We start from the raw sequence: 25,673 nt of genomic DNA, 5'->3' as shown, positions 1-25,673 counted from the left end.
AGCCTGACCCCGGCCGGACGGGTCCGCCCGTGGATTGACGGCCGCCGTCAAGTGACGCCTGATCCCCTCCGCGCACCCCGCACTATGGAGGGGTGAGCGTGCACATCGACATCGCGGGCCTGCCGCCCGAGCGCATAACCTTCGAGATCTCCCCCCTCGCCGAGCTGGGGCTCGCCCTGCACGCCCTGTCGGAGCCGGGGCATCACCCGGGCCTCCACGGCTGGACGACGGCGACGGCGGCGGCCCTGGAGCCGGACCTCGCGGACCGGCTGCACGAGGCGGAGTTCCTGTGGCGGAACACCTTCTCCGACATCTTCATGCCCTTCGCCGGCGTCCGGGGCGGGGACGGCAGGACCGGCTCGACGCTCGCCGAGGACCTGGACATCCTGGACAGGCTCGACGACGAGCGGTTCGTCTCGGCCGCCCTGGAGTTCACCTGTTCGAGCCTCTACGACACGGGGGCGCCCTCACCCCTCACCGACGCCGGCACGCGGTCCCGCGCACTCGAGATGGCGACGGCAAGGGGCCCGGAGCAGCTGGGCTTCACCCGGCAGCTGCTGGCCGACCCCGCCCCCGTGCGCACCTGGGTCCGGCGCCTCTTCGAGGACTGCGACGAGGCCTTCTTCGCCGACACCTGGCGGCGCGCCCAGGTCCAGCTGGCCGCCGACGCCCGGCACAAGACCGAGGTGCTGCGGCGCAAGGGCCTCGGCGCGGCCCTGGGTGCGGTCTCGGCGGCCCTGTCGCTCGACGAGGCGGCCGGCAGGATCAGCGCGGACAAGCTGTCCACCGGCCGGACCGACGCCACGGGGTCCGCCGCGGGAACCGGCCTCACCCTCATCCCGACCAGCTTCGGCTGGCCCCATCTGATGGTGCTGCACGCCCCCGGCTGGCGCCCGGTGATCCACTACCCGGTCCACCGCCCCGAACTGCCCTCCCCCGCCTCCGTCGAGCTGCTCCAGCTCCGGCTGGAGGCGCTGGCCCACCCGCTGCGGATGCGGATCTGCCGCAACCTGGCCCGCTCCTCCTACACCACGGGTGAACTCGCCGACTCGCTCGGCATCACACCCCCCGAGGTCTCCCGCCACCTCGGTGCGCTCAAGAAGGCGGGACTGGCCACCACCCGGCGGCGCGGCCGGTACGTCCTGCACTCGCTGGACCTCACCGTCGTGGCCCGGCTGGGCAGCGACTTCCTGGAGGGCGTGCTGAGGTGACGGCCCGCGTCAGCCCGTGCCGCCGGCCCTGACCAGACCCGTCTCGTAGGCGAGGACGACCACCTGGACGCGGTCGCGCAGGGCCAGCTTGGTGAGGATCCGCCCGACGTGCGTCTTGACCGTCGCCTCGGAGAGCACCAGGCGGCCGGCGATCTCACCGTTCGACAGGCCCTGGGCGACCAGCAGCATCACTTCCCGCTCGCGCCCGGTCAGCTTCTCGACGGCCTTGTGCTGGGGCTCCTTCGTGCTGCTCGGCAGCATCGGCGAGAAGCGGTCCAGGAGCCGGCGCGTCGTCGACGGGGCGACCACGGCGTCGCCGCTGTGCACCGAGCGGATCGCGGAGAGCAGCTCGGCGGGCGGCACGTCCTTCAGCATGAAGCCGCCCGCCCCGGCCTTCAGACCGGAGAAGGCGTACTCGTCCAGGTCGAACGTCGTCAGGATCAGCACCTTGGGCGGGTCCTCGGCCGCGCAGATGCGCCGGGTCGCCTCGACGCCGTCGAGCCTCGGCATGCGGACGTCCATCAGCACCACGTCGACGGCGGTGGACCGCAGGACCTCGATCGCCTCGGCGCCGTCCCCGGCCTCGGCGACGACCTCCATGTCCGGCTGCGCGGCGAGCACCATGCGGAAGCCGGTGCGCAGCAGTACCTGGTCGTCGACGAGCATCACGCGGATCGTCATGGGGTCCTGTCCTTCTGTCACTGGTTCGCCGGCTTGAGCGGGAGCAGGGCGCTGATCCTGAAGCCGCCGCCCTGGCGCGGACCCGCGTCCAGCGTGCCCCCGACCATGCCGACCCGCTCCCGCATGCCGATCATTCCCTGGCCCGCGCCGTCGGCCCCGCCGTCCTCGTACAACTCGTGCGGTGCGCCCCGCCCGTCGTCCTCGACGAGCAGGCCCAGACCGTCGTCGAAGTACACCAGGCGCACACTCGCCCCGACGTCCGGGCCGCCGTGCTTACGGGTGTTGGTGAGGGCTTCCTGGACGATGCGGTACGCGGTCAGTTCGACCCCGCTCGGCAGCGGACGCGGGGTGCCCTCGATCTTGAAGTCCACCGCCAGGCCGGTCTCCCTGACCTTCGTGACGAGCTCCTCGATCTGCTCGACGTCGGGCTGCGGGACGTATTCACCGCTCTCCTGGGCGTCACCGGTCCGCAGCACACCGAGCAGCCTGCGCATCTCGGCGAGCGCCTGGCGGCCGGTTCCGGAGATCGTCTCCAGCGCCTGCCGCGCCTGGTCGGGGGACGTGTCCATGACGTAGGCCGCGCCGTCGGCCTGGACCACCATCACCGACACGTTGTGCGCGACGACGTCGTGCAGCTCACGGGCGATACGGGCCCGCTCGGCGGCGACGGCCACCTTCGACTGGGCCTCGCGCTCCCGCTCCAGCCGTGCGGCCCGCTCCTCCAGCTGGCTGAAGTAGGCCCGGCGGGTGCGTATCGAGTCGCCGAGCACCCAGGCCAGGACGAAGGGCACGGTCATGACGACGACGTAGAAGAAGCTCTGCGCCCAGCCGCCGTAGGGGGCGTCGCCGGGCCAGCGCAGCCGCGAGACCGCCGCCGCGCCCAGGCTGCAGCCCAGGGCGAGCCGGGAGGCCCAGCGCTCCCCCACCGTGGCCACCGTGTACGTGATCACCAGCAGGGCGAAGTCCGCCACGTCGGGGCGCACCCCCAGCAGCAGCTGGACCAGACCCATCAGGATCGCGAGGAGCAGCATCTTCTCCGGTGCGCGGCGGCGCAGCGCCACCACCACGCACAGGCCGACGGCGATCGGCACCGCGGCGACGCGCTCCCGGCCCCCGCCGGCCTGGCCGGCCACGATGGACACGCCGGAGAGCCCGAGGAGGAAGACAGCCCAGAGGGTGTCGACGCCCGTCGGGTGTCTGCGGATGAAATCGTAGAAGCGCTGCACGTTACCCAGCGTAGGGACAGCTGATCGGTGCCCGGGTCAGCCGGAGGGCCGATCCGGGTCCTCGGACCGTACTCCCCAAGGTGGAGACTTGCCCACGTGACGGATGACTGGTGCCTGTGGCTGGAAGCGGCTGATACCGCTTTGTACGGGGAAGAGGGCTTCTACCGGCGGCCGGAGGGCCCCGCCGGGCACTTCCGCACCTCGGTGCACGCCTCCCCGCTGTTCGCCACCGCCGTCGCGCGGCTGCTCGCCTCGACGGCCCGGGAGCTGGGCACGGAGACCGTCGACCTGGTGGACGTCGGGGCCGGCCGCGGTGAGCTCCTGACCGGCGTGCTGGCGGCGCTTCGGGACGGCGTCGCCCCCGGACTCACCGTGCGGGCGTACGCCGTGGAGATCGCCCCGCGCCCGCCCGGCCTCGGTCCCGGGATCGAGTGGAGCACCGAACTCCCGCCCCGCGCCCGGGGGCTGCTGTTCGCCAACGAGTGGCTGGACAACGTCCCGACGCAGATCGCCGAAGCCGACGAGGACGGGGCGGCGCGCTACGTCCTCGTGCGGAAGGACGGCACGGAGCGGCTGGGGGACCCGGTGACGGGGGCGGACGCCCGGTGGCTGGACCGCTGGTGGCCGCTGTCCCGGCCGGGCGACCGAGCGGAGATCGGCCTGCCGCGCGACGAGGCCTGGGCGCGCGCCGTCTCCTCACTGGCCGGCGGGACGGCGGTGGCGGTGGACTACGCGCACGTACGGGGATCGAGGCCGCCGTTCGGGACGCTCACCGGATTCCGCGAAGGGCGCGAGGTGCGGCCCGTGCCCGACGGGCGGTGCGACCTGACCTCGCACGTGGCCCTCGACGCGTGCGCGGCCGCCGCAGGCGGCACGGCGGAACTCCTGGACCAGCGGACGGCCCTGCGGGAGCTGGGGATCAGCGGTGAGAGGCCCCCGCTGGCACAGGCGTCCGCGGACCCTGCGGGCTATGTGCGGGCGCTCGCGTCGGCGGGGGAGGCGGCGGAGCTCACGGCCCGCGGCGGGCTCGGCGACTTCGGCTGGCTGCGGCAACGGGTCCCCGTGGGCGAAGGGGGATACTGTCCCGCATGACGGAGACGATGATCGGTATCGGCGGCGCGGCGGAGAGCACCGACATGGTGCTGAACATCGGTCCGCAGCACCCCTCCACCCACGGTGTGCTCCGGCTGCGGCTCGTCCTGGACGGCGAGCGGATCGAGCAGGCCGAGCCGGTGATCGGCTACATGCACCGGGGTGCCGAGAAGCTCTTCGAGGCCCGCGACTACCGGCAGATCATCATGCTCGCGAACCGCCACGACTGGCTGTCGGCGTTCTCCAACGAGCTCGGGGTCGTCATGGCCGTCGAGCGCATGCTCGGGATGGAGGTCCCCGAGCGCGCGGTCTGGACGAGGACGCTGCTCGCGGAGCTGAACCGGGTCCTGAACCACCTGATGTTCCTGGGCTCCTACCCTCTCGAACTGGGCGGGATCACCCCGGTGTTCCACGCGTTCCGGGAACGCGAGGAGCTCCAGGCCGTGATGGAGGAGGTCTCCGGCGGCCGGATGCACTACATGTTCAACCGGGTCGGCGGCCTCAAGGAGGACCTGCCGGCCGGCTGGCTCGGCCGCGCCAGGGACGCCGTGGCGTCCGTGCGTTCGCGGATGGACGTGTACGACCGGCTCGTGCTCGGCAACGAGATCTTCCGCGGCCGCACCCGCGGCGTGGGGATCCTGTCCCCCGAAACGGTGCATGCCTACGGGGTGTCCGGGCCGATCGCCCGCGCATCCGGTGTCGACTTCGACCTCCGGCGCGACGAGCCGTACCTCGCCTACGGGGAACTCCAGGACACCCTCGAAGTCGTCACCCGGACCGAGGGCGACTGCCTGGCGCGCTTCGAGTGCCTGCTGGAGCAGACGCACAACGCCCTGGCCCTCGCGGACGCCTGCCTCGACCGGATGGCGGACCTGGCACCCGGCCCCATCAACCAGCGGCTGCCCAAGGTGCTGAAGGCGCCGGAGGGCCACACCTACGCGTGGACCGAGAACCCGCTCGGCATCAACGGCTACTACCTCGTCTCCACGGGCGAGAAGACGCCGTACCGGCTGAAGCTGCGCTCCGCGTCGTACAACAACATCCAGGCGCTGACCGAGCTCCTGCCGGGCACACTCGTCGCCGACATGGTGGCGATCCTGGGCTCGCTCTTCTTCGTCGTCGGGGACATCGACAAGTAACGCCCCCGGTGTGCGGAGCCGCCCCCGGCCTACGAGGAGACGGCGCTGCGCAGTTCGACGACGTCCAGCTGCTCGGTCTCGTCGTGGGCGGTCAGGTCGATGACCTTGCCGACCGCCCTGTTCTCGGCCGCGCCCGTGCGGTGCGCCGCCAATGCCTCCTCGCCCACTACGTCCGCGAGGTCCTCGTTCTGCACGGACTCGATCGCGGCGTCGGCCTTGTGCGTGCCGAAGAAGTCGAAACTCCCCTGCGGGACGAGGTGGCGGCGTGACGCCGCGTACGGGACGACGGCCGAGGCGACAGGGACCGCACGGGGCGGACGGGGCGGCGGCAGTTGCTTCCGCTCCGCCGGGGCGGGAGCGGTGGGACGGCGGTGCTGGAGCTCGCCCGCTCCGGCGACCGCCGCGTGCTTCCCCTTGGGCCCGTCGCCCTCCACGTCGCGATCGGCCGACCGCTCGGCGAGGTCACGCTGCCGGGCCAGCTCGGCCGTACCGCGGGCCTCCTGGAGAGCCGCGTTGCGCGTCAGGTCCCGCAGGGCCCGGGCCGCACGCGCGTAGGCGTCCGGTGTCGGCGTCGAGCGGGCGGGGAGGAGTTCACGCGGCGCCGACGCCTCGATGGCGAGCTGCCTGCGGCCCTCCAGCGCGCTGGCCCGCTCCGTCTCCGCGTTCGCGTACCGGCGCAGCAGCGCGGCGTGTTCGCCCCGCAGGCCGGCGAGCTCCACCCGCTTGCGGCGGAGCCTGGCCTCCATCCGGGCGCGCAGCTCCCTTGATTCCTCGAGGTCCGCCTCGAGTTCGGCTATGCGCTCCTCGGTCTTCCACTCGTCGCTGAGCCGCGCCCGGTTCAGCTCCGCGACACGCAGCCCGGCGGACCGGTCCCAGCTGCGCATCAGGTAGGCACCGGTGAGAGCGGCGGCCGCCGTGGCGGCCACCAGGGCGCGCAGGGCCAGGGGTTCCGCGAGGAGCCAGGCTCCGGCGGCACACACGACCGGCACTCCGGCCACCAGGGCGGGCGGCAGGATTCTGTGGAGGGGCGGCGAATGGCGGTGGCGTCCTCGTGGCATGGCTCGAAATTTACCGTGCGTACGAGTCACTTGGGAGGCCACCCGGCAATCTGTTCCCCGCCGGTTACCTTGCGGCCTCCCAAGTGCCCCTTCCCGGGGTACTCCTACTTCTTGATCAAGCCCTTCGACTCCAGATATTCCCTGGCCGCGTCGGCGGGCTTGGCGCGCTCGGCGTCGACCTTGCGGTTCAGTTCCGCGAGGTCCTCGGTGGTGAGCACCTTCGTGAGCTTCCCGAGGGCCTCGGCGATCTCCGGCGCACCGGCGTCCTCGGCATTGACCACGGGAAGGACGTTGTCCGCGTTCTGCAGCTTCTTGTCGTCCTCCAGGAACACCAGCCCGTACGAATCGAGCACCGCGTCCGTGGTGGTGGTGAGGACCAGCTGGTCCTTGCCGTCCTTGACCGCCTGCTTGGACTGCGGGGTGCCGACACCCTTCGGGTCGATGCCCGTCACATCGATGCCGTACGTCTTCTTGAGTCCCGGGGCGCAGAACGGGCGCACCTCGCACTCGTCGCCCGCCGCGATCTTCACCTTGATCTTCGACCGGCCGAGATCGGAAAGCGACTTCAGGTCGTTCTTGTCGGCGAATTCCTTCGAGACCGCGAAGGCGTTCTGGTCGACGGCCGGGCCCGCGGGAAGGACCTTCAGTCCGAGCGGGGTGGCGAGCTTCTCCAGGGCGGTCACGGTGGCGGTCACGTCACCCGAGGCGACCGGGGTCTTGCCGGCCTCCTCCGCGCCGTTGGTCTTGGCGTTGAGGAATTCCGCGAGGGTCGCCGCGTATTCGGGGACGACGTCGATCTCGCCCTTCTCCAGGGAGGGTTCGTACAGCTCGCGGTTCTTCACCGTGGTGACGGAGGTGTCGTATCCGGCCCCTCCCAGCACCTGGGCGTAGAGCTCGGCGAGCACCTTGGACTCGGTGAACGCGGCGGCACCCACGACGAGCGAGCCCTTCTTGGAGCCGCCCGCGGAGCCCGTGTCCGAGCCGCTCTTCCCCTCCTCCAGGCTGTCGCCGCCGCAAGCCGCGAGTGATCCTGCCAGCACGACCGCTCCGACGACCGCACCCGCTATGCGCGAGGTCCTGCTCATGTTCTTCTCCGTCCGCGAAAAAATGATGTGCACAGTCCGAAAAGCCCGCGCGCTCACACGGTGCGGCGGCGGCGCAGAGGCGACAGCAGCCGGTCCAGCGCCACGAGGACGCCCTCCACCACCAGGGCCAGGAGGGCGACGAGCACGGCACCGGCGAAGACCTGTGCCGTGTCGTAGGTGTTGAATCCGGCGGTGATGATCCGCCCCAGGCCACCGAGGCCGACCATGGCCGCGATCGACGCGGTGGCGACCACCTGGACGGCGGCGGACCGCAGGCCGGTCATGATCATCGGATAGGCCAGGGGGAGCTCGACCCGCAGGAAGAGCTGCGCGCCCGACATCCCCATGCCGCGCGCGGCCTCCACCACCGACCGGTCCACCTCGGTCATCCCGACGTAGGCGTTGGTCAGCAGGGGCGGGACGGCGAACAGCACCAGGGCGATGACGGTGGGCAGATAGCCGGAGTTGCGCAGGGGCGTCAGCATGAAGAGCGCCAGCACCGCGAACACCGGTACCGCGCGGCCCACGTTGGACACGTTGACCGCGAGCGCGCCGCCCCTGCCCGAGTGCCCCAGATACAGCGCGACCGGCAGGGCGATGGCGCAGGCCACCGCGAGGGCCAGCCCGCTCACGTACAGGTGCTCACCGAGGCGCTGCGCCGCGCCACCCTCCCCCGACCAGTTGGCACCGGTGGTGAGCCAGGTCCATGCCTCTCCGACGACTCCCATGGATCAGCCGCCCTCCGTACCGACGACGCCCGGCCCGCCGGGCGCCCTCGCGGGCCCGCCTGTCCGGGTCCAGGGCGTGAGCAGGCGCTGGAGGCCCAGCAGCAGCAGATCCGCGGCCACCGCGAGGAGCACGCAGAGCACGGACGCGGTGAGCACCTGGGCCTTGAAGAAGCTCGGCAGCGCGTCCTCGATGAGGTTCCCGAGTCCGCCCTTGCCGACCAGCGAGCCGACCGTGGTCAGCGCGACCGTCGACACGGTGGCGATCCGCAGACCGGCCATCAGCGCGGGCAGCGCGAGGGGGAGCTCCACCTCCCAGAGGAGCCGGGCCGGTCCGTAACCCATGCCCTTCGCGGCCTCCCGGGCCTCCTCCGGGACGGCTTCGAGGCCGGCGAGGATGTTGCGCACGAGGATCGTCAGCGAGTAGAGCACCAGGCCCGTGACGACGAGCGCCGCCGAGAGTCCGAAGACCGGCAGCAGCAGCGAGAACATGGCCAGCGACGGCACGGTGTAGAGCACCGTCGTCAGGCCCAGCACGGGTCCGGCGAAATGCCGGCCCCTGCGCGCGAGCAGCGCGAGCGGAAATGCCACCACGAGTCCTATCAGCACGGAAGCCGCCGTGATCCAGATGTGCTGGAGCGTGGCATCCGTCAACTCCTGGCCGCGGGAACGCAGATACTCACCGCAGATCCAGTCGTTCGCCACCAGGCAGTTCTGCTCGGCCATCCGTCCCCACCTCCTGTTCACCCACGCGATGCCGTCACGGCTCCGGTCCCCGGTGACCCTATCCTCGACCACCGACAATCGCCGAGGCTGTCGTATTCCGGCAACATGGCCTTCACAGAACCCGCGTCACAATGGGGAATCATGATCCGTTTCGAGCACGTCACCAAGCGGTACGCGGACGGCACCACCGCCGTCGACGACCTTTCCTTCGAGGTCGCCGAGGGTGAACTGGTCACGCTCGTCGGACCTTCCGGCTGCGGCAAGACGACCACCATGAAGATGGTGAACCGCCTCATCGAACCGACCGAGGGCCGGATATTCCTCGACGGGGACGACATATCGGCCATCGACCCCGTCCAACTCCGCCGCCGTATCGGTTATGTCATCCAGCAGGTGGGGCTCTTCCCGCACAAGACGGTCCTGGAGAACACCGCGACCGTTCCCCATCTCCTCGGCTGGAAACGGGGAAAGGCGCGTGAACGCGCCGCCGAACTGCTCGACCTCGTCGGACTCGATCCGTCCGTTTACGGCGGCCGCTATCCCGAGCAGCTCTCCGGCGGCCAGCGCCAACGCGTGGGCGTGGCACGGGCCCTCGCCGCTGATCCGCCGGTTCTCCTCATGGACGAACCTTTCGGGGCGGTCGACCCGGTCGTGCGGGAAAGACTGCAGAACGAATTCCTGAAACTGCAGGCGCGCGTGCGCAAGACCGTGCTCTTCGTCACCCACGACATCGAGGAAGCCGTCCGGCTCGGCGACCGCATCGCCGTCTACGGCCAGGGCCGCATCGAGCAGTTCGACTCCCCCGCCACGGTGCTCGGAGCGCCGGCCACTCCCTACGTCGCCGACTTCGTCGGAGCCGACCGGGGCCTGAAGCGGCTCTCGGTCACGCCCATCGAGGAGAGCGACCTGGAACAGCCGCCGGTCGTCCACCTCGACGACTCCCTGGCGGAGGCGACCGGGCGTCTGCGGGCGGACGGTGCCCGCTGGGCCGTCGTGCTGGACGGCAAGGACGGGCTGCACGGCTGGATCCCCGCGGGCGACGCGCTGCCGGCCAAGGGCACGGTCCGCGAGCACGCTCGGCGCATGGAGGCCTGGCTGCCGCTCGGCGCGCCCCTCAAGCAGGCCTTCTCGACGATGCTCCAGCACGACGCGGGCTGGATTGCCGTCATCGACGAGGAGAGCGCGGGCCGCTTCCTCGGCGTGCTCACCCCGGCACGCCTGCACGAGGCGCTGCGCCGCTCCATCGACGCGGACGCACAGGACGTGCCGCGCGCCGAGGTCGCCGTGGAGACGGTCGCCGGCGTCGGCGCCCTCTGAGGGCCCGCCCGCCATCGGACCCGCCCGCCCGCGGCCGGACTCCGCGCCCCGCGTCCATCCGGCTGAATCCCGCGCGGGGAATCCGGCCCGCCGCGGCAACGGCGGCGGCGCCCCGGCCGGACCGGCACCGGTCCGGGAGCCCGGGCCGGTGCCGGTCCGGCCGGGAGAGCCCTGTGTCCGGTACGGCCCGGCCGGGCGCTTCCCGGGCCTAGGCTGGTCGTATGAGTACGTTGCGAGGACGGGGCACAGTGCGGGGCCTGCCGGAGTGGGACCGCTGCGCGGTCATGGGAGTCGTCAATGTGACACCCGACTCCTTCTCCGACGGCGGCCACTGGTTCGACACCACGGCGGCGATCAAGCACGGCCTCGAACTGGTGGCCGAAGGAGCGGATCTGGTCGACGTCGGCGGTGAGTCGACCCGGCCGGGCGCGAGCAGGGTGGACGAGGCGGAGGAGCTGCGGCGGGTGATTCCCGTCGTTCGGGGGCTGGCGTCCGAAGGGGTCACGGTCTCCGTCGACACCATGCGGGCCGGCGTCGCCGAGCAGTCCGTCGCCGCCGGCGCCGCCCTGGTCAACGACGTGAGCGGTGGCCTCGCGGACCCGGGCATGATCCCGGTCGTCGCCGACGCCGGAGTGCCCTTCGTCGTCATGCACTGGCGCGGCTTCAGCGAGTCGATGAACAGCCGCGCCGTCTACGGGGACGTCGTGGGCGAGGTCGTCACCGAGCTGCGCGCCCGCATGGAAGCCGTGATCGACGGCGGCGTGGATCCCGAGAGGCTCGTGATCGATCCCGGGCTCGGCTTCGCCAAGAACGCCGCCCAGGACCTGACACTGGTCGCCCACCTCGACCGGCTCCACGACCTGGGCAGGCCGCTGCTCGTCGCCGCCTCCCGCAAGCGGTTCCTCGGTCACGTCCTCGCGGGCGAGGGAGGGACCCCGCCACCGGCCAGGGAACGCGACGCCGCGACGGCCGCCGTCTCGGCCCTCTCGGCCGGAGCGGGCGCCTGGGCCGTCCGAGTGCACGCCGTACGGCCCTCCGCCGACGCGGTGCGGGTGGCACGCGCGGTCGAGGGAGCGGCGTGAGCGCCCCGCGGGACGAGCACGAGGCCGCCGCCGCCGACATCGCGGCGGTCGAGCAGGCCAACACCGCCTTCTACGAGGCGATGGAGCGCGGCGACCTCGACGAGCTCTCGGCCCTCTGGCTGCCCGGCGAGGACCTCACCGTCTCCTGCGTCCACCCCGGCTGGCCGGTGCTCACGGGCCGCGGCGAGGTGCTGCGGAGCTACGCGCTCATCATGGCGGACACCGAGTACATCCAGTTCTTCCTGACCGATGTCGGGGTCTCGATGACCGGTGACACCGCCCTGGTGACCTGCACCGAGAACATCCTGAGCGGCGGGCCCGCGGAGGAGGGCAACGACCTGGGCCCGCTCGTCGGGCAGCTCGTCGTCGCCACCAACGTGTTCCGCCGCACACCCGAGGGCTGGAAGCTCTGGTCGCACCACGGCTCACCCGTACTGGCGGAGACGGGCGAGGAGGAGGACGAGGACCCGGCCTCCTGACCTGCCGGGACGCCCTGTCGATGATTGGGCTTCCCGATCACCGGGTATACGCGGCTACCAACCCCCTGCCGGGCCACCCGCACGCCCCGCGGGCGGGAGCTGTCGGTGCCCGCGGGTAGATTCAAAAGACGGCACTCCACCGCCCGCACGCGGCCGGGTGCCTCCAGAGACGACAACAGCAGGAGTGATTCGCGTGGATCGTGTCGCGCTGCGCGGCCTCAAGGCCCGTGGGCACCACGGTGTCTTCCCGAAGGAACGCGAAGAGGGCCAGACCTTCATCGTGGACCTGGTGCTCGGCCTCGACACCCGCCCCGCGGCAGCCGCGGACGACCTCACCAAGACCGTCCACTACGGCGTGGTGGCGGAAGAGGTCGTCGACGTCGTCAAGGGTGAGCCCGTCGACCTGATCGAGACCCTGGCGGAACGCATCGCGCAGCAGTGCCTCAAGCACGAGGGCGTCCAGGAGGTCGAGGTCGTCGTCCACAAGCCGGACGCGCCGATCACGGTCCCCTTCGACGACGTGACCATCACCATCACCCGGAGCCGAGCATGACCGCATTCTCCACCGAGGGGCAGAGCGACCCCACCGTCCAGCCGGTTCCCACGTCCGTGGTCGAGCAGGTCGACGCGGCGGACGTCACCCTCTCCAACCCGAAACGGGCCGTGCTCTCCCTCGGCTCCAACCTCGGCAACCGTCTAGAGACGCTCCAGGGCGCCATCGACGCCCTGGAGGACACCCCCGGCCTGAGGGTCAAGGCGGTCTCCCCGGTCTACGAGACCGAGCCCTGGGGCGTCGATCCCGGCTCCCAGCCCTCGTACTTCAACGCGGTGATCGTGGTGAAGACGACCCTGCCCCCGTCCTCGCTGCTGGAGCGCGGCCAGGCCATCGAGGAGGCCTTCGACCGGGTTCGCGAGGAGCGCTGGGGACCGCGCACCATCGACGTCGACATCGTGTCGTACGCCGATGTGGTCTCCGACGACCCGCTGCTCACCCTCCCCCACCCGCGTGCCCACGAGCGCGCGTTCGTCCTCGCCCCGTGGCACGACGTGGATCCGGAGGCACAGCTGCCGGGCGCGGGCCCGGTCGCCGATCTGCTGAACGGCGTCGGACGCGAAGGGGTGCTTCCCCGGCCCGACCTGGAACTCCGTCTCCCCGAGTAGTCGTTAGGCTCAAGGACGGACACGGGCAACGGACGGCACCGGCCACGGACGACACGGGCCACGGCGGCGAAGGGCGGCACTCTCGGTGAAGCAACTACGGCTCAGGCTGCTGGCCGGACTCTTCGTCGGAGCCGGCGTGCTGTCCTGGGGGGCGGCCCGCCTCTGGGATTCCCTGGGCACCCTGCCGAGCGTGCCCCTCGCCGCGCCCATCGTGCTGGCCGCGATCGCCGCGGTGCTGCTCGCCGCGGCCCTGTCCATCCGGGCCCGGCTCCGCGCACAGCGCGAGCGGCGGCCCGGCGCGAAGGGCGTGGAACCGCTGATGGCGGCGCGCGCCCTGGTCTTCGGGCAGGCGAGCGCACTCGTCGCCGCGCTGGTCGCCGGACTCTACGGCGGCACGGGCGTCTTCCTGCTCGGCTCCCTCGACGTACCGCCGCGTCGCGACCAGGCCATCTACGCGGGCTTCGCGGTCCTCGCCGGGGCCGCGGTCGTCGCCGCCGCCGTGTTCCTGGAGCGCGTCTGCAAGCTGCCGGACGACAAGGACGACGACCGGCACGGCGCCCAGTCCGCCTGAACCCTGGCCTTCCTGGGACGGCCCTCAGCCGGCCACCGGGTTCTCGATCAGGGTGACCCGGTTGCCGTCGGGATCGTGCAGGGCTGCGAAGCGCACGCGGCCCGAACCCGGCTGGGTCGCGCCCGCGGTGATCCCCCGGCCCGCGAGGTCCGCGAGCGCCCGGTCCAGATCGTCGACCGCCAGGTTCACCAGGGCGCCGCCCGCGTGCTCGGGCGAGCGGAAGACCTGGAGCCAGGCGTCCGGGGAGATGTGCCAGTCGGCCAGCCCGTCCATGGGCCTGGTGTCCGCCGGACGCCCGAAAAGCCGCTCGTACCACTCCAGCGCGGGCTCGAAGGCGGTGACGGGCGCCACCGCGAGTACCTGTGTGAAGGACATGGGAGGTCCTTTCCGTGTGGGTGTGGCCTCTCGGCCACCGTCACTACGGTCGACTCCCTCCGCCGCCCGAACTCATCGGAACGCCACGCGCGCGCAGCCCCGGGTCAGCGCGCCATGATGAGGCTCATCGCCTCGGCGCGCGTGGCGGAGTCCCGCAGCTGGCCGCGCACCGCGGACGTGATGGTCTTCGCCCCGGGCTTCCGAATGCCCCGCATGGACATGCACATGTGCTCGCACTCGACGACCACGATGACCCCGCGCGGCTCCAGGATCGCCATCAGCGACTCGGCGATCTGGGTGGTGAGCCGCTCCTGCACCTGCGGTCGCCGGGCGTAGACGTCGACCAGCCTGGCCAGCTTGGAGAGCCCCGTGATCTTGCCGCTGGTCGCCGGGATGTACCCGACGTGTGCGACACCCCGGAAGGGCACCAGGTGGTGCTCGCAGGTGCTGAACACCTCGATGTCCTTGACCAGCACCATCTCGTCGTGGCCGAGGTCGAACGTCGTGGTCAGCACGTCCTCGGGCTCCTGGTGGAGGCCCGCGAATATCTCCTTGTACGCACGTGCCACACGGCCCGGAGTCTCGCGCAGTCCTTCGCGGTCCGGGTCCTCTCCGACCGCGATGAGGAGCTCCCGCACAGCGGACTCGGCCCTCTTCTCGTCGAATACGCCGATCGAACCCTGCCCGTCCAGCGTCACCGGGTCGGTCATCTGTGCCTCGTTCCTGTGTGCAGTCACATGCGCGGGCCCGCCCGGACTCACGGAACGCGGCCGGCACTCTGCGGGCCGTACGAAAAAGCCGCGCCCCCACAGGCTAGAACCTGGGGGGCGCGGCATCCATTCCGGGCCCGGTGCGGCCCCCGTGACGGGGGCCACAGCCGGATCGGTCAGGGACTAGCTCTCGGGGCGGTCCTCGGGGAGGGCCTCCGTCGACGTGCCGTTGTTCTTCGACATGTCGGTCGGGGCGATCTCCGGGGTGGCCGAACCGTTGGCGCTGCCGTTGGTGAGGGCCAGCTCCTTGGGCGAGAGCACCGGCGGACGCGTCGACGGGGTACGCCGGGCCGATCCGGTCCACGCCGGACGGGCCGGACGCTTCACGATCGGGGCGAAGATCTCGGCGATCTGCTCCTTGCCGAGCGTCTCCTTCTCGAGAAGCTCGAGGACCAGGGCGTCGAGGATGTCGCGATTCTCGACGAGAATCTCCCACGCGTCGTTGTGCGCGGTCTCGATGAGCTTCTTGACCTCTTCGTCGACCAGCGCCGCGACCTCTTCCGAGTAGTCGCGCTGGTGGCCCATCTCGCGTCCCACGAAGGGCTCGGTGTTGTCACCACCGAACTTGATCGCGCCCAGACGCTCGGTCATGCCGTACTGCGTGACCATCGCGCGGGCCGTGGCGGTGGCCTTCTCGATGTCGTTCGCAGCGCCGGTCGTCGGGTCGTGGAAGACCAGCTCCTCGGCCGCACGCCCGCCCAGCATGTACGCCAGCTGGTCGAGCATCTCGTTGCGGGTCGTGGAGTACTTGTCCTCCTCCGGGAGCACCATCGTGTAACCGAGGGCGCGGCCGCGGGAGAGGATCGTGATCTTGTGGACCGGGTCCGACTGGGGTGAAGCCGCCGCGACCAGGGCGTGTCCGCCCTCGTGGTACGCGGTGATCTTCTTCTCCTTCTCGGACATGATCCGGGTCCGCTTCTGCGGACCCGCCACGACGCGGTCGATGGCCTCGTCGAGCATGGAGTTGTCGATCAGCTTCTTGTTGCTGCGCGCCGTGAGGAGCGCCGCTTCGTTCAGCACGTTCGACAGGTCGGCACCGGTGAAGCCGGGCGTGCGTCGCGCGACCGCGTTGAGGTCGACGTCCTCCGCGACCGGCTTGCCCTTCTTGTGCACCTTGAGGATCTCGAGACGGCCCTGCATGTCCGGACGGTCGACCGCGATCTGGCGGTCGAAGCGTCCGGGACGCAGCAGCGCCGGGTCGAGGATGTCCGGCCGGTTCGTGGCGGCGATCAGGATGACGCCGCCCTTCACGTCGAAGCCGTCCATCTCCACGAGCAGCTGGTTGAGCGTCTGCTCGCGCTCGTCGTGACCGCCGCCCATTCCGGCACCGCGGTGCCGGCCGACCGCGTCGATCTCGTCGACGAAGACGATCGCCGGGGCGTTCGCCTTGGCCTGCTCGAAGAGGTCACGGACACGGGAGGCACCGACACCGACGAACATCTCGACGAAGTCGGAACCGGAGATCGAGTAGAACGGCACGCCCGCCTCACCCGCGACGGCGCGGGCGAGCAGTGTCTTGCCCGTACCGGGCGGCCCGTACAGCAGGACACCCTTGGGGATCTTGGCGCCGACGGCCTGGAACTTCGCCGGCTCCTGGAGGAATTCCTTGATCTCGTACAGTTCCTCGACGGCCTCGTCCGACCCCGCCACATCGGCGAACGTCGTCTTCGGCGTGTCCTTGGTGATCAGCTTCGCCTTGGACTTGCCGAACTGCATGACCTTGGAACCGCCGCCCTGCATCTGATTCATCAGAAACAGGAAGACGACCACGATCAGTACGAAGGGCAGCAGGGAGAGGAGGATCGAGACGAACGGGGACTGCTTCGACGGCGAGACGGTGTAACCCTTCTCGATGTCACCGCTCTCGAACTTCTTCTGCAGCGTGTCGGCGAGCTGGACGCCCTGGTTGCCGATGTAGCTCGCCTGGAACTTGCTGCCGGACTCGCCCTTGAGCTTCTGCTTGTCCTTCAGCTCGATCTTCAGGATTTGTTCGTCACCGGTGGTCAGCTTGGCCTGCTCCACCTGGTTCTTGCTGATCGCCTGGATCACCTTGCCGGTGTCCACCGTCTTGTAGCCGCCGGACGAGCCGACGACCTGCATCAGCACGACCACGGCGAGGACGGCCAGCACGATCCACATGACCGGCCCACGGAAGTATCGCTTCACGTCCATCCATACGGAGCGAAGTCGCCCCGTCCCTCCTGCCCGTAGGTAAATGCTGCTGTGAGAAAAGAGTGTTCTTCGGACGGTACCCCAGCATTGTCACCCGCGACCGCAGGGGACGTCCGGCAAACCCGTCTTCGAAGGCTCCAACGGACCGAACGCCGCGAGTGTTCCCGGGAGTCCGGCCGGGTTCGGCCGGGCCCCCGGGCGCCCGGTGTCTCAGCCTCCGTAGACGTGCGGGGCCAGCGTGCCGACGAAGGGGAGGTTGCGGTACTTCTCGGCGTAGTCCAGGCCGTAGCCGACGACGAACTCGTTGGGAATGTCGAAGCCGACCCACTTCACGTCGATCGCGACCTTCGCGGCGTCCGGCTTGCGGAGCAGGGTGCAGACCTCCAGGCTCGCGGGCTCGCGCGAGCCGAGGTTGGCCAGGAGCCAGGACAGCGTCAGACCGGAGTCGATGATGTCCTCGACGATCAGGACGTGCTTGCCCTTGATGTCGGTGTCGAGGTCCTTGAGGATCCGGACGACGCCCGAGGACTGGGTGCCCGCGCCGTAGGACGAGACGGCCATCCAGTCCATGGTGACGGGGGTGGACAGCGCGCGGGCCAGATCCGCCATGACCATCACCGCGCCCTTGAGCACGCCGACGATGAGGAGGTCCCTGCCCGCGTACTCCGCGTCGATCTTCGCTGCCAGCTCCACGAGCTTCGCGTCGATCTCTTCCTTGGTGAGGAGCACCGACTGGAGGTCGGTGCCCATGTCCTTCTCGTTCACCCGCGTCTCTTTCTCTGCCTGCCGCTCCGGACTGTTCCCCGGGCCGGTCCGGCGTCTCGCCTGCACGTCAGCCGCTTGCGCATCAGCTCTGCCGGATGACCAGTCTGCCACCCTGGCGCCGGACCTCGACGCGGCCGGGCAGGTTGATGCCGCCCTGGCCCCGCCAGCCGGTGATCAGCCGGTCGACTTCCTCGATGTGCCGGGCGAAGAGCGAACCCGCCGGGGACCCCGCGTCGATGACCGCCCGGCGCAGCACCCGGCGGCGCACCGCGGGCGGCAGGACCGAGAGCTTGGCGCACTCCAGCCGTCCGGCGTCGTCCAGGACCGAGCGGGCGGCCTCGGCGGCCCAGGTGTCGAGGGCGTCGGCGTCGTCGCGGGAGAGCTGGGCCGTACGGGCGAGTGCCTCCACCACGCCCTTGCCCAGCGCCTTCTCCAGGGCGGGCAGGCCTTCGTGGCGGAGCCGGGAGCGGGTGTAGGCGGGGTCGACGTTGTGGGGGTCGTCCCAGACGGGGATCGACTGGACCAGGCAGGCCTTGCGGGCGGTCTGCCGGTCGAGCTGGAGGAAGGGCCGGCGGTAGCGGCCGGCGGGGCCGGAGGCGGCGGCCATCCCGGAGAGCGAGCGGATGCCCGAGCCGCGGGCCAGGCCCAGCAGCACGGTCTCGGCCTGGTCGTCACGGGTGTGTCCGAGGAGGACGGCCGTGGCGCCGTGGCGCTCGGCGGCGGCGTCCAGGGCGGCGTAGCGGGCGTCACGGGCGGCGGCCTCCGGTCCGCCCTCACGGCCGACCTCCACGGCGACGGCCTCGACGGGGTCCAGGTGCATCTCGGCGAGCCGGGCGACGACCTCGTCGGCCCGCAGGTCCGAGCCGGGCTGGAGGTTGTGGTCGACGGTGATGCCGCCGGCACGGACCGGGAGCTTGCGCGACTCGAAGGCGAGGGCGGAGGCGAGGGCCATGGAGTCCGCGCCGCCGGAGCAGGCGACGAGCACCAGCGGGGTGTCGGGGCGCTCGGGGAGCGCGGAGCGCCTCCCGCCCGTACCGGCCTCGGCGAACTCGGCGCGGCCGGTCTGCCCGGCAAGACGGTTGTGTTCGGTGACGACGTCGTGGAGTACGCGGCGGACCGCCAGGCGTATCGCCGCGACCGCAGGATGGGGACCCATGTCCGGTGCCCTTCGGGTGAGGTTTTGGGGGGCGCCTCGGAGCGTGGCCGGGACGGGGTCCCGTCACTCAGAGTGCGTCGATGGTGACAGAGCCGAGCTGTCCATCGAGCATTGCACGCCTTCCCATGCCCCCATGGTCCCTCGGATGGGTGATAAGAGGGTCAATCTCATGCAACCCGAGGGGCCATGATCACGAATCCGTCCTACGGTGCACCCGCGCCACCCAGTCCGCCGGAGCGGCGATCTCGGCCTTCGTGGGAAGGGTGTTGGGCGACGTCCACACCCGGTTGAACCCGTCCATGCCGACCTCCCCGACGACGGCCCGCACGAACTTCTCGCCGTCGCGGTACTGCCGCAGCTTCGCGTCCAGGCCCAGGAGCTTGCGGAGCGCCATGTCGAGCCGGCTCGCCCCGCGCGCCCTGCGCTGCTGGAACTTCTCCCTGATCTCGGCGACGGACGAGACCACGTCGGGGCCCACACCGTCCATGACGAAGTCGGCGTGCCCTTCGAGCAGGGACATCACCGCGGTGAGACGGCCCAGGATCTCCCGCTGGGAGGGCGTCTGGACGAGTTCGACGAGACTGCGCCCGCCGTCGTCGCCCTCCTCCCCCCGCTCCCCCTCGGGACGGCTGCCGCCGGAGAAGGTCTGCACGGCCTCCCGGAGGCGTTCGAGCACGGTCATCGGGTCGACGTCGGTCTCGTCGAGGAAGGACTGGATCTCGCCCCGCAGGTGGTCCCGGAGCCAGGGGACCCCGGTGAACTGGGTGCGGTGCGTCTCCTCGTGGAGGGCGACCCAGAGCCTGAAGTCGTGCGGATCGACCCCGAGTTCGCGCTCGACGTGGACGATGTTCGGGGCCACGAGCAGCAGCCGGCCGCCGCCCTTGGACGATGCGGGCAACTCCCGGGTGGCCGGGGCGAACGTCTCGTACTGTCCGAGGACCCGGGAGGCGAGGAACGACAGCAGCATGCCCAGTTCGACGCCGGTGACCTTGCCGCCGACCGCGCCGATCACGGCTCCGCCGGGGCCCCCGCCGCGGCGGTCCTGCATCTTCGCCAGCAGCGGGCGCAGCAGTTCGCGGAACCCCGCGACGTTGGCCCTGATCCATCCGGCCCGGTCGACGACCAGGACCGGCGTGTCCTCGGGCTCGTGGCCCTCCGGGATCATCCGCGTGAACGAACGGACGTGTTCTTCCGAGGCCTTGGCGTGCCGGCGCAGCTCGGCGACGACGGCGCGGGCCTCCTCACGGCTGATCTCCGGACCCGGCCTCACGAACCTGGTCGCGGTCGCGACCGCCAGATTCCAGTCGACCATCTCGGCACCACCGATGCTCGTCATGCGTCAACCGTACGTGAGGTGGTCGCCCCGTGGTGGTGTGTCAGCCGCTCACCGGGTGCCTTTGACGAGTGCGGTGGCCAGTGCGTCCAGAGAGTCCTGTGCGCCGTCCGGGGACGTGGTGCCCGAGGCGAGGAAGGCGAAGGCGAGGAGCCTGCCCTTCGCGTCGACGACCGTCCCGGCGAGGCTGTTGACTCCGGTCAGGGTGCCCGTCTTGGCCCGGATCAGGCCGGTGCCCCCGGACGTGGCCGTGTAACGGGCGCCGAGGGTACCGCTGAATCCGGCGACGGGCAGGCCCGTGAGGACCGTGCGCAGCTCCGGGTGGTCCGGATCGGCCGCACGGGCGAGCAGCCCGGCCAGGAGGCCCGCCGTCACCTTGTCGGCCCGGTCGAGACCGCTGCCGTCCGCGAGTGCGGCGCCGCCCATCGGCAGCCCGAGCGCCTTCAGCCGCGCGGTGACGGCCCGGCGGCTCCCGGCGAAGGAGGCGGGTTCCCCGGCCTTGAGCGCGGTCTGGCGGGCCAGGGCCTCGGCGATGTCGTTGTCGCTGTTCGTCAGGGCGCGCTCGACGAGCGCGGAGAGCGGCTTCGACAGGTGGGTCGCCACCGTCCGCGAGCCCGCCGCCACCCGTCCGGCCGACGGTGCGGAGCGGGTGGCGACGCCCGCCTTCTCCAGCGCGGCGGCGAAGGTGTCCGCGGTGTCGCGGGCCGGATCGCCGGTGCGGGGCGCGGGTCCCCGGTCGCTGCCGTCGAGCCGGCCCTCGTCGGTCATGAGCGCGCTGACGGGGGCGATGTTCTCGTTGGGGCCGATGGGGTGCAGCGCGGGCCCGGAGTAGCGCGAGGTGTCATACGTCAGCCGGACGGGTCCGGCTCCCGCGTCCCGCAACGCCCGCGCCGCGTCGGCCGCCAGCGAGCGCAGGGCCGTCCGGTCGAGCGTGGGGTCGCCGCCGCCCACGAGGGTGAGGGTGCGGCCGTCAGGGGACACCCGGACCGTCGTGGCGATGCGGTGACCGGGCCCCAGGGCCGAGAGGGCGGCGGCCGTCGTGGCGATCTTCACCGTGGACGCGGGGGTCATGGGGGTCGTGGCGCCCCGGGCGTACAGCTGCTTGCCGGTCGCCGCGTCGATGACCACCCCGCTGCGTACGGTGCCGAGGTCCGGTACGTCCAACAGGGGGGTGAGCACGGCCTCCAGGCCCTTCGCCCCTGCCGGGGTGGTGAGGCCCGCCGTGTCGCCGAGGGCGTTCAGGACGGCCGGGGCACTGGGCGCGGGCGCCGGCCCGCCCGGCAGGTCCCCCTGGTGATGTACGCCACCTGAGTGCCGCTGGACGGCTGCGCGGTCCCGCTCGGCCTTACGCTGACCGGAGTCCCAGGGGCCCGCGGCCAGCACGGCACCGGCCGCGACCACCAGGCCGAGCACCGCGGAGCCTGCGACGAGCAGGCCGTCCCCGGAGGCGCTCCCGTGCTTCAGGAAGTGCGGGACTTTCCACCCGCCCCACCTGTTCGGCGGTTCCTCCGTCGGTTTACGCACCGGCTCGGCCACCGTTGACCAGCCCCTTTCGCGAGCACTCGTCTGCGTGAGGGACACTTAACCACCAGTCGTATGTGTTGATCATGGAGGAGCCACCCGTGGAGTTCGACGTCACCATCGAGATCCCGAAGGGTTCGCGGAACAAGTACGAGGTGGACCACGAGACCGGTCGGATCCGCCTGGACCGTCGACTCTTCACCTCGACCAGCTACCCGGCCGACTACGGCTTCGTCGAGAACACCCTCGGCGAGGACGGCGACCCGCTGGACGCGCTGGTCATCCTGGACGAGCCGACTTTCCCCGGATGCCTCATCAAGTGCCGCGCCATCGGCATGTTCCGGATGACCGACGAGGCGGGCGGCGACGACAAGCTGCTGTGCGTCCCCGCGTCCGACCCCCGGGTGGAGCACCTCCGCGACATCCACCACGTGTCGGAGTTCGACCGCCTGGAGATCCAGCACTTCTTCGAGGTCTACAAGGACCTGGAGCCGGGCAAGTCCGTCGAGGGCGCCGACTGGGTCGGCCGCGCCGAGGCCGAGGCCGAGATCGAGGCCTCCTACAAGCGCCTCGAGGCGCAGGGCGGCGCGCACTGACGTGATCCTTCCGGTTCCGCTTGGCGGCGGGACCGCGTGGATCGCGGAGTTCGGCGCCGATCAGGCCCACTGATCGCGGTACCGACGGGCGGCACACCTCACCGGTGTGCCGCCCGTCGCGCGTGACGGCCCATGTCCGTGCACATACTGGGCAGAAGCGCTCCCAGGACGGGCGGTCGAGAGGGAACGAGGTCGAGTGGTGGCGGAACAGGGCGGTCCCGAGGACCAGAAGCCCCAGTCCGACGAGGCACGCAGCGCCTTCGTCCCGCCGGCCGGTGTGGAGCAGCCGGCGGCCCCGCAGGAGGACGACCACCCGACGTCGGAATTCTCCCTTCCGGCGGGTCTGCACACCGATCCGTCGGCGTCCTCGGGATCAGGACAAGGTTCCGCTTCCGGGGCGGGGGGAGGCTCGGCGTCCGACGCGCTGTCGTCCGCCTTCGTTCCGCCGAGCGGGTACAACGCGCAGCAGCCTCCCGCCTTCACTCCCGCGCACGGCGTTCCGATGGTCCGGCTGACCAAGGAGGCACCCTGGCAGGACCGGATGCGCACGATGCTGCGCATGCCGGTCTTCGACCGTCCGGCACCCGAGATGGTGCAGAAGACCGACGACTCCGGTCCCGCCGTACCGCGCGTGCTCGACCTGACGCTCCGTATCGGGGAGCTGCTGCTCGCCGGTGGCGAGGGGGCCGAGGACGTCGAGGCCGCCATGTTCGCGGTGTCGCGCTCCTACGGGCTCGACCGCTGCGAGCCGACGGTCACCTTCACCCTGCTGTCCATCTCGCACCAGCCCTCGCTGGTCGACGACCCGGTGACCGCGAGCCGGACGGTACGCCGCCGGGGCACCGACTACACCCGGCTGGCCGCGGTGTTCCAGCTGGTCGACGACATCACCACGGCGGAACACGTCGAGGTCTCGCTGGAGGAGGCCTACCGCCGCCTCGCCGAGATCCGGCGCAACCGCCACCCCTACCCGGGCTGGGTCCTGACCGCCGCCGCCGGTGTCCTCGCCGGTTCGGCATCGGTCCTGGTCGGCGGTGGGGTCCTGGTCTTCGTCGTGGCGGCGGCCGGCGCGATGCTCGGCGACCGGCTGGCCTGGCTCTGCGCCGGGCGCGGACTGCCGGAGTTCTACCAGTTCACGGCTGCGGCCATGCCCCCGGCGGCGATGGGCATCCTGCTGACCCTCACCCATTCGACGGACATCCGGCCGTCGGCGGTGATCACCGGTGGCCTCTTCGCGCTGCTGCCGGGGCGGGCCCTGGTCGCCGGCGTGCAGGACGGTCTGACCGGCTACTACCTGACCGCGGGGGCTCGCCTCCTGGAGGTCATGTACTTCTTCATCGGCATCGTGGCGGGTGTGCTGCTGATGCTCTATCTGGGCGTCCAGCTCGGCGCCCAGCTGAACCCGGAAGCACGCTTCGTGCCCAACGACCGGCCCGTGGTCCAGATCCTCGCCTCGATGACCCTGACCCTGGCCTTCGCGATCCTGCTCCAGCAGGAGCGCTCCACGGTCCTCGCCGTGACCCTCAACGGAGGTGTCGCCTGGATCATCTACGGGGCGATGGCCCGCACCGGCGGTATCTCACCGGTGGCGGCGACGGCGGTCGCCGCCGGTCTGGTGGGCCTGTTCGGCCAGCTGCTCTCCCGCTACCGGTACACCTCGTCGCTGCCCTACATCACCGCCGCGATCGGCCCGCTGCTGCCCGGTTCGGCGACGTACTTCGGTCTGCTCGGCGTGGCGCAGAACGAGGTGGACGCGGGGCTCGCCTCGCTGTCCACCGCCGTCGCCACGGCGCTCGCCATCGCCATCGGGGTCAATCTGGGGAGTGAGATCTCCCGGCTGTTCATGCGGGTGCCGGGCGCGGTCGAAGGCCCCTCCCGCCGCGCGGCCAAGCGGACCCGGGGCTTCTGACGACGAACGGCGCCCCGCTCCTGCGAGGGAGCGGGGCGCCGTTCGTCCGTGCGTGTCCGGGGTCAGCGGCCTTCCTGCCAGCCGTACCGGGCGGCGGCGTCGTCGTCCTGGCCGTCGCCGGGGCGCTCGCCGCGTCGACCGGTGTCCTGGCCGCCGTAGGGATCGGCCTGGCCTCCGCCGTACGGGCCGGCCTGGTCCGCGCCGCCGTACTGCTGCGAGCCCGCGTACGGGGCTCCCTGACCACCGCCGTAAGGCGATGCCTGGCCGCTGCCGTACTGCTCCTGCTGGGGGGCACCGTACTGCCCCTGGTGAGCGCCGTACTGGCCGCCCTGTCCGGCGGCGTAAGGGTCCTGCTGCGGAGCGCCGTACTGGCCCTGCTGGGGGGCGCCGTACTGGCCCTGCTGAGCGGCGCCGTACTGGCCCGCCTGGCCGGAGCCGTACGGGCCCTGGTGCCCGCCGTCGTACGCACCGCCCTGACCCGTGCCGTACTGGCCCGGGCCGTACTGGTCCTGCTGTCCGCCGCCGTACTGGCCGTACTGGTCCTGCCCGCCGCCGTACTGTCCGCCGCCGTTGCCGTACGGGCCCGCCTGGCCGGCGTCGTACGGGCCGTTGCCGTAGGGGGCTGCCTGGGCTCCGCCGTACGGGGCCGTCTGCCCGGCGTCGTACCGGCCGCCGTACGCGCCTGCCTGCGGGCCGCCGTCGTACGGGCCGTTGCTCCGGCCGTCGTCGAACGGACCACCGTGCGGGCCGTCGCCGCCGTCGGCGTGCGGGCCGTCGTCCTGGGAGCCGCCGCCGTCCCGCTGCCCCGCCGCGGCCTCCTTCTTCGACCGGCTGCGCGCCCGGAGGAACTCGATGATGATCGGCACCACGGAGATCAGAACGATCAGGATCAGGATGAGTTCGATGTGGGTGTGGACGAACTCGATCTTGCCGAGGGCCGCACCGAGCAGCGTCACACCGACGCCCCAGAGGACGCCTCCGATGATGTTGAACGTGATGAACGAGCGGTAGTTCATCCGGCTCACACCGGCGATGATCGGCGTGAACGTCCGGACGATGGGCACGAAGCGGGCCAGCACCAGAGACTTCGGTCCGTACTTCTCGAAGAACTCGTGCGCCTTCTCGACGTTCTCCTGCTTGAAGAGACGGGAGTCCGGGCGCTTGAAGAGCGACGGTCCCACCTTCCGGCCGAAGAGGTAGCCGACCTGGTCGCCGATGATCGCCGCCAGCGCGACCAGCACGCAGACCAGCCACAGCGGGTACTTCAGATCGCCCGTGGTCACCAGGAGACCCGTGGTGAACAGCAGGGAGTCACCGGGCAGGAAGAACCCGATCAGCAGTCCGGACTCGGCGAAGACGATGAGCAGGAGGCCCGGTAGCCCGAAGGTGTTGAGCAGGTAGTCCGGGTCCAGCCAGCTCGGGCCGAGCGCAATCTCATTCAAGGGTCCGGGCTCCAGTTGGTCGGTGTGGCGCGGCTGCGTGGCCGCCCCAAGTTATCAACGCCGCGACGGACGCCTGGGTTC

The 25,673-nt window shown here is 71.3% G+C and carries 25 protein-coding genes; 11 read left to right on the top strand and 14 right to left on the bottom strand.

Annotated elements, in window-relative coordinates:
• The first annotated feature begins 98 nt into the window (after nucleotides 1–98).
• Nucleotides 99–1,211 (top strand): DUF5937 family protein, encoded by a 1,113-nt coding sequence (locus tag ACFYY2_RS27890; RefSeq protein ID WP_388748067.1) that lies wholly within the window; start codon nucleotides 99–101, stop codon nucleotides 1,209–1,211.
• A 9-nt stretch (nucleotides 1,212–1,220) separates the two neighbouring features.
• Here ACFYY2_RS27890 and ACFYY2_RS27885 read toward each other — a convergent pair whose 3' ends face one another.
• Together ACFYY2_RS27885 and ACFYY2_RS27880 are read right to left on the bottom strand one after the other, a co-directional pair.
• On the bottom strand, nucleotides 1,221–1,892 hold the full coding sequence (locus ACFYY2_RS27885) for a response regulator transcription factor (protein WP_327117335.1): 672 nt from the start codon (nucleotides 1,890–1,892) through the stop codon (nucleotides 1,221–1,223).
• Nucleotides 1,893–1,909: 17 nt separating this feature from the next.
• A complete protein-coding gene (locus tag ACFYY2_RS27880; protein WP_388747980.1) occupies nucleotides 1,910–3,118 on the bottom strand; it encodes a sensor histidine kinase in 1,209 nt (402 codons plus the stop codon).
• 96 nt (nucleotides 3,119–3,214) lie between these two features.
• Here ACFYY2_RS27880 and ACFYY2_RS27875 point away from each other — a divergent pair, with 96 nt between their 5' ends.
• Both ACFYY2_RS27875 and ACFYY2_RS27870 read left to right on the top strand, forming a co-directional pair.
• On the top strand, nucleotides 3,215–4,210 hold the full coding sequence (locus ACFYY2_RS27875) for an SAM-dependent methyltransferase (protein ID WP_388747977.1): 996 nt from the start codon (nucleotides 3,215–3,217) through the stop codon (nucleotides 4,208–4,210).
• The gene (locus ACFYY2_RS27870; RefSeq protein WP_388747975.1) at nucleotides 4,207–5,349 is read left to right on the top strand and encodes an NADH-quinone oxidoreductase subunit D; all 1,143 of its coding nucleotides are present in this window, start codon (nucleotides 4,207–4,209) and stop codon (nucleotides 5,347–5,349) included. The genes ACFYY2_RS27875 and ACFYY2_RS27870 overlap by 4 nt, the downstream gene beginning before the upstream one ends.
• 29 nt (nucleotides 5,350–5,378) lie before the next feature.
• Here ACFYY2_RS27870 and ACFYY2_RS27865 read toward each other — a convergent pair whose 3' ends face one another.
• The 4 genes from ACFYY2_RS27865 to ACFYY2_RS27850 form a co-directional block, all read right to left on the bottom strand.
• Nucleotides 5,379–6,407: a hypothetical protein gene (locus ACFYY2_RS27865; RefSeq protein WP_388747973.1), complete on the bottom strand. Its 1,029-nt coding sequence runs from the start codon at nucleotides 6,405–6,407 to the stop codon at nucleotides 5,379–5,381.
• Between the two features lie 104 nt (nucleotides 6,408–6,511).
• Nucleotides 6,512–7,492, bottom strand: coding sequence for a glycine betaine ABC transporter substrate-binding protein (locus ACFYY2_RS27860; protein WP_388747971.1), 981 nt, complete (start codon nucleotides 7,490–7,492; stop codon nucleotides 6,512–6,514).
• Between the two features lie 53 nt (nucleotides 7,493–7,545).
• Nucleotides 7,546–8,220 (bottom strand): ABC transporter permease, encoded by a 675-nt coding sequence (locus ACFYY2_RS27855; RefSeq protein ID WP_388747969.1) that lies wholly within the window; start codon nucleotides 8,218–8,220, stop codon nucleotides 7,546–7,548.
• Nucleotides 8,221–8,223: 3 nt separating this feature from the next.
• Complete coding sequence (locus ACFYY2_RS27850; protein ID WP_388747967.1) at nucleotides 8,224–8,943, bottom strand: ABC transporter permease; 720 nt, start codon at nucleotides 8,941–8,943, stop codon at nucleotides 8,224–8,226.
• 141 nt (nucleotides 8,944–9,084) lie between these two features.
• Between ACFYY2_RS27850 and ACFYY2_RS27845 the strand changes: the two genes are divergently transcribed.
• From ACFYY2_RS27845 to ACFYY2_RS27820, 6 genes are all read left to right on the top strand, one after another.
• The gene (locus ACFYY2_RS27845) at nucleotides 9,085–10,260 is read left to right on the top strand and encodes an ABC transporter ATP-binding protein (RefSeq protein ID WP_388747965.1); all 1,176 of its coding nucleotides are present in this window, start codon (nucleotides 9,085–9,087) and stop codon (nucleotides 10,258–10,260) included.
• Nucleotides 10,261–10,481: 221 nt separating this feature from the next.
• Entirely contained in the window at nucleotides 10,482–11,342 is an 861-nt protein-coding gene (gene folP / locus ACFYY2_RS27840) for a dihydropteroate synthase (RefSeq protein WP_388747963.1), read from the top strand.
• On the top strand, nucleotides 11,339–11,821 hold the full coding sequence (locus ACFYY2_RS27835) for a nuclear transport factor 2 family protein (RefSeq protein ID WP_388747961.1): 483 nt from the start codon (nucleotides 11,339–11,341) through the stop codon (nucleotides 11,819–11,821). Before folP ends, ACFYY2_RS27835 begins: the two co-directional genes overlap by 4 nt.
• A gap of 193 nt (nucleotides 11,822–12,014) precedes the next feature.
• Nucleotides 12,015–12,374 carry a dihydroneopterin aldolase gene (gene folB / locus ACFYY2_RS27830; RefSeq protein ID WP_327117314.1) on the top strand — a complete coding sequence of 120 codons (360 nt, stop codon included), beginning with the start codon at nucleotides 12,015–12,017 and terminating at the stop codon, nucleotides 12,372–12,374.
• On the top strand, nucleotides 12,371–12,982 hold the full coding sequence (gene folK, locus ACFYY2_RS27825; protein ID WP_388747958.1) for a 2-amino-4-hydroxy-6-hydroxymethyldihydropteridine diphosphokinase: 612 nt from the start codon (nucleotides 12,371–12,373) through the stop codon (nucleotides 12,980–12,982). The genes folB and folK overlap by 4 nt, the downstream gene beginning before the upstream one ends.
• 85 nt (nucleotides 12,983–13,067) lie before the next feature.
• Nucleotides 13,068–13,553, top strand: a complete 486-nt coding sequence (locus ACFYY2_RS27820) for a DUF3180 domain-containing protein (protein WP_388747956.1) — start codon at nucleotides 13,068–13,070, stop codon at nucleotides 13,551–13,553.
• A gap of 24 nt (nucleotides 13,554–13,577) precedes the next feature.
• Here the strand turns inward: ACFYY2_RS27820 and ACFYY2_RS27815 are convergent, their stop codons facing one another.
• From ACFYY2_RS27815 to dacB, 7 genes are all read right to left on the bottom strand, one after another.
• Complete coding sequence (locus ACFYY2_RS27815) at nucleotides 13,578–13,928, bottom strand: VOC family protein (protein ID WP_388747954.1); 351 nt, start codon at nucleotides 13,926–13,928, stop codon at nucleotides 13,578–13,580.
• Nucleotides 13,929–14,032: 104 nt separating this feature from the next.
• A complete protein-coding gene (gene folE / locus ACFYY2_RS27810) occupies nucleotides 14,033–14,638 on the bottom strand; it encodes a GTP cyclohydrolase I FolE (RefSeq protein WP_327117307.1) in 606 nt (201 codons plus the stop codon).
• A 183-nt stretch (nucleotides 14,639–14,821) separates the two neighbouring features.
• Nucleotides 14,822–16,870 (bottom strand): ATP-dependent zinc metalloprotease FtsH, encoded by a 2,049-nt coding sequence (gene ftsH, locus ACFYY2_RS27805; protein WP_388747952.1) that lies wholly within the window; start codon nucleotides 16,868–16,870, stop codon nucleotides 14,822–14,824.
• Nucleotides 16,871–17,080: 210 nt separating this feature from the next.
• Nucleotides 17,081–17,620 carry a hypoxanthine phosphoribosyltransferase gene (gene hpt, locus ACFYY2_RS27800; protein WP_388748065.1) on the bottom strand — a complete coding sequence of 180 codons (540 nt, stop codon included), beginning with the start codon at nucleotides 17,618–17,620 and terminating at the stop codon, nucleotides 17,081–17,083.
• A 97-nt stretch (nucleotides 17,621–17,717) separates the two neighbouring features.
• On the bottom strand, nucleotides 17,718–18,791 hold the full coding sequence (gene tilS / locus ACFYY2_RS27795; protein ID WP_388747950.1) for a tRNA lysidine(34) synthetase TilS: 1,074 nt from the start codon (nucleotides 18,789–18,791) through the stop codon (nucleotides 17,718–17,720).
• 190 nt (nucleotides 18,792–18,981) lie between these two features.
• The gene (locus ACFYY2_RS27790) at nucleotides 18,982–20,127 is read right to left on the bottom strand and encodes a zinc-dependent metalloprotease (protein ID WP_388747948.1); all 1,146 of its coding nucleotides are present in this window, start codon (nucleotides 20,125–20,127) and stop codon (nucleotides 18,982–18,984) included.
• 48 nt (nucleotides 20,128–20,175) lie between these two features.
• On the bottom strand, nucleotides 20,176–21,660 hold the full coding sequence (gene dacB, locus ACFYY2_RS27785; protein ID WP_388747946.1) for a D-alanyl-D-alanine carboxypeptidase/D-alanyl-D-alanine-endopeptidase: 1,485 nt from the start codon (nucleotides 21,658–21,660) through the stop codon (nucleotides 20,176–20,178).
• Nucleotides 21,661–21,746: 86 nt separating this feature from the next.
• Here dacB and ACFYY2_RS27780 point away from each other — a divergent pair, with 86 nt between their 5' ends.
• Together ACFYY2_RS27780 and ACFYY2_RS27775 are read left to right on the top strand one after the other, a co-directional pair.
• Nucleotides 21,747–22,241, top strand: a complete 495-nt coding sequence (locus ACFYY2_RS27780) for an inorganic diphosphatase (RefSeq protein ID WP_003968257.1) — start codon at nucleotides 21,747–21,749, stop codon at nucleotides 22,239–22,241.
• Nucleotides 22,242–22,437: 196 nt separating this feature from the next.
• A complete protein-coding gene (locus ACFYY2_RS27775) occupies nucleotides 22,438–24,150 on the top strand; it encodes a threonine/serine exporter ThrE family protein (protein ID WP_388747944.1) in 1,713 nt (570 codons plus the stop codon).
• Between the two features lie 62 nt (nucleotides 24,151–24,212).
• On the opposite strand, the gene ACFYY2_RS27770 is transcribed toward ACFYY2_RS27775, so the two are convergent.
• A complete protein-coding gene (locus ACFYY2_RS27770) occupies nucleotides 24,213–25,592 on the bottom strand; it encodes a VTT domain-containing protein (protein WP_388747942.1) in 1,380 nt (459 codons plus the stop codon).
• Between the last annotated feature and the right edge of the window lie 81 nt (nucleotides 25,593–25,673).

Origin of the sequence: Streptomyces sp. NPDC001822, from assembly GCF_042892135.1 — a bacterium.
Taxonomy (GTDB): Bacteria; Actinomycetota; Actinomycetes; order Streptomycetales; family Streptomycetaceae; genus Streptomyces.
Note: the sequence above shows the minus strand (reverse complement) of the source record. Positions and strands in the feature narration are given on the sequence as shown.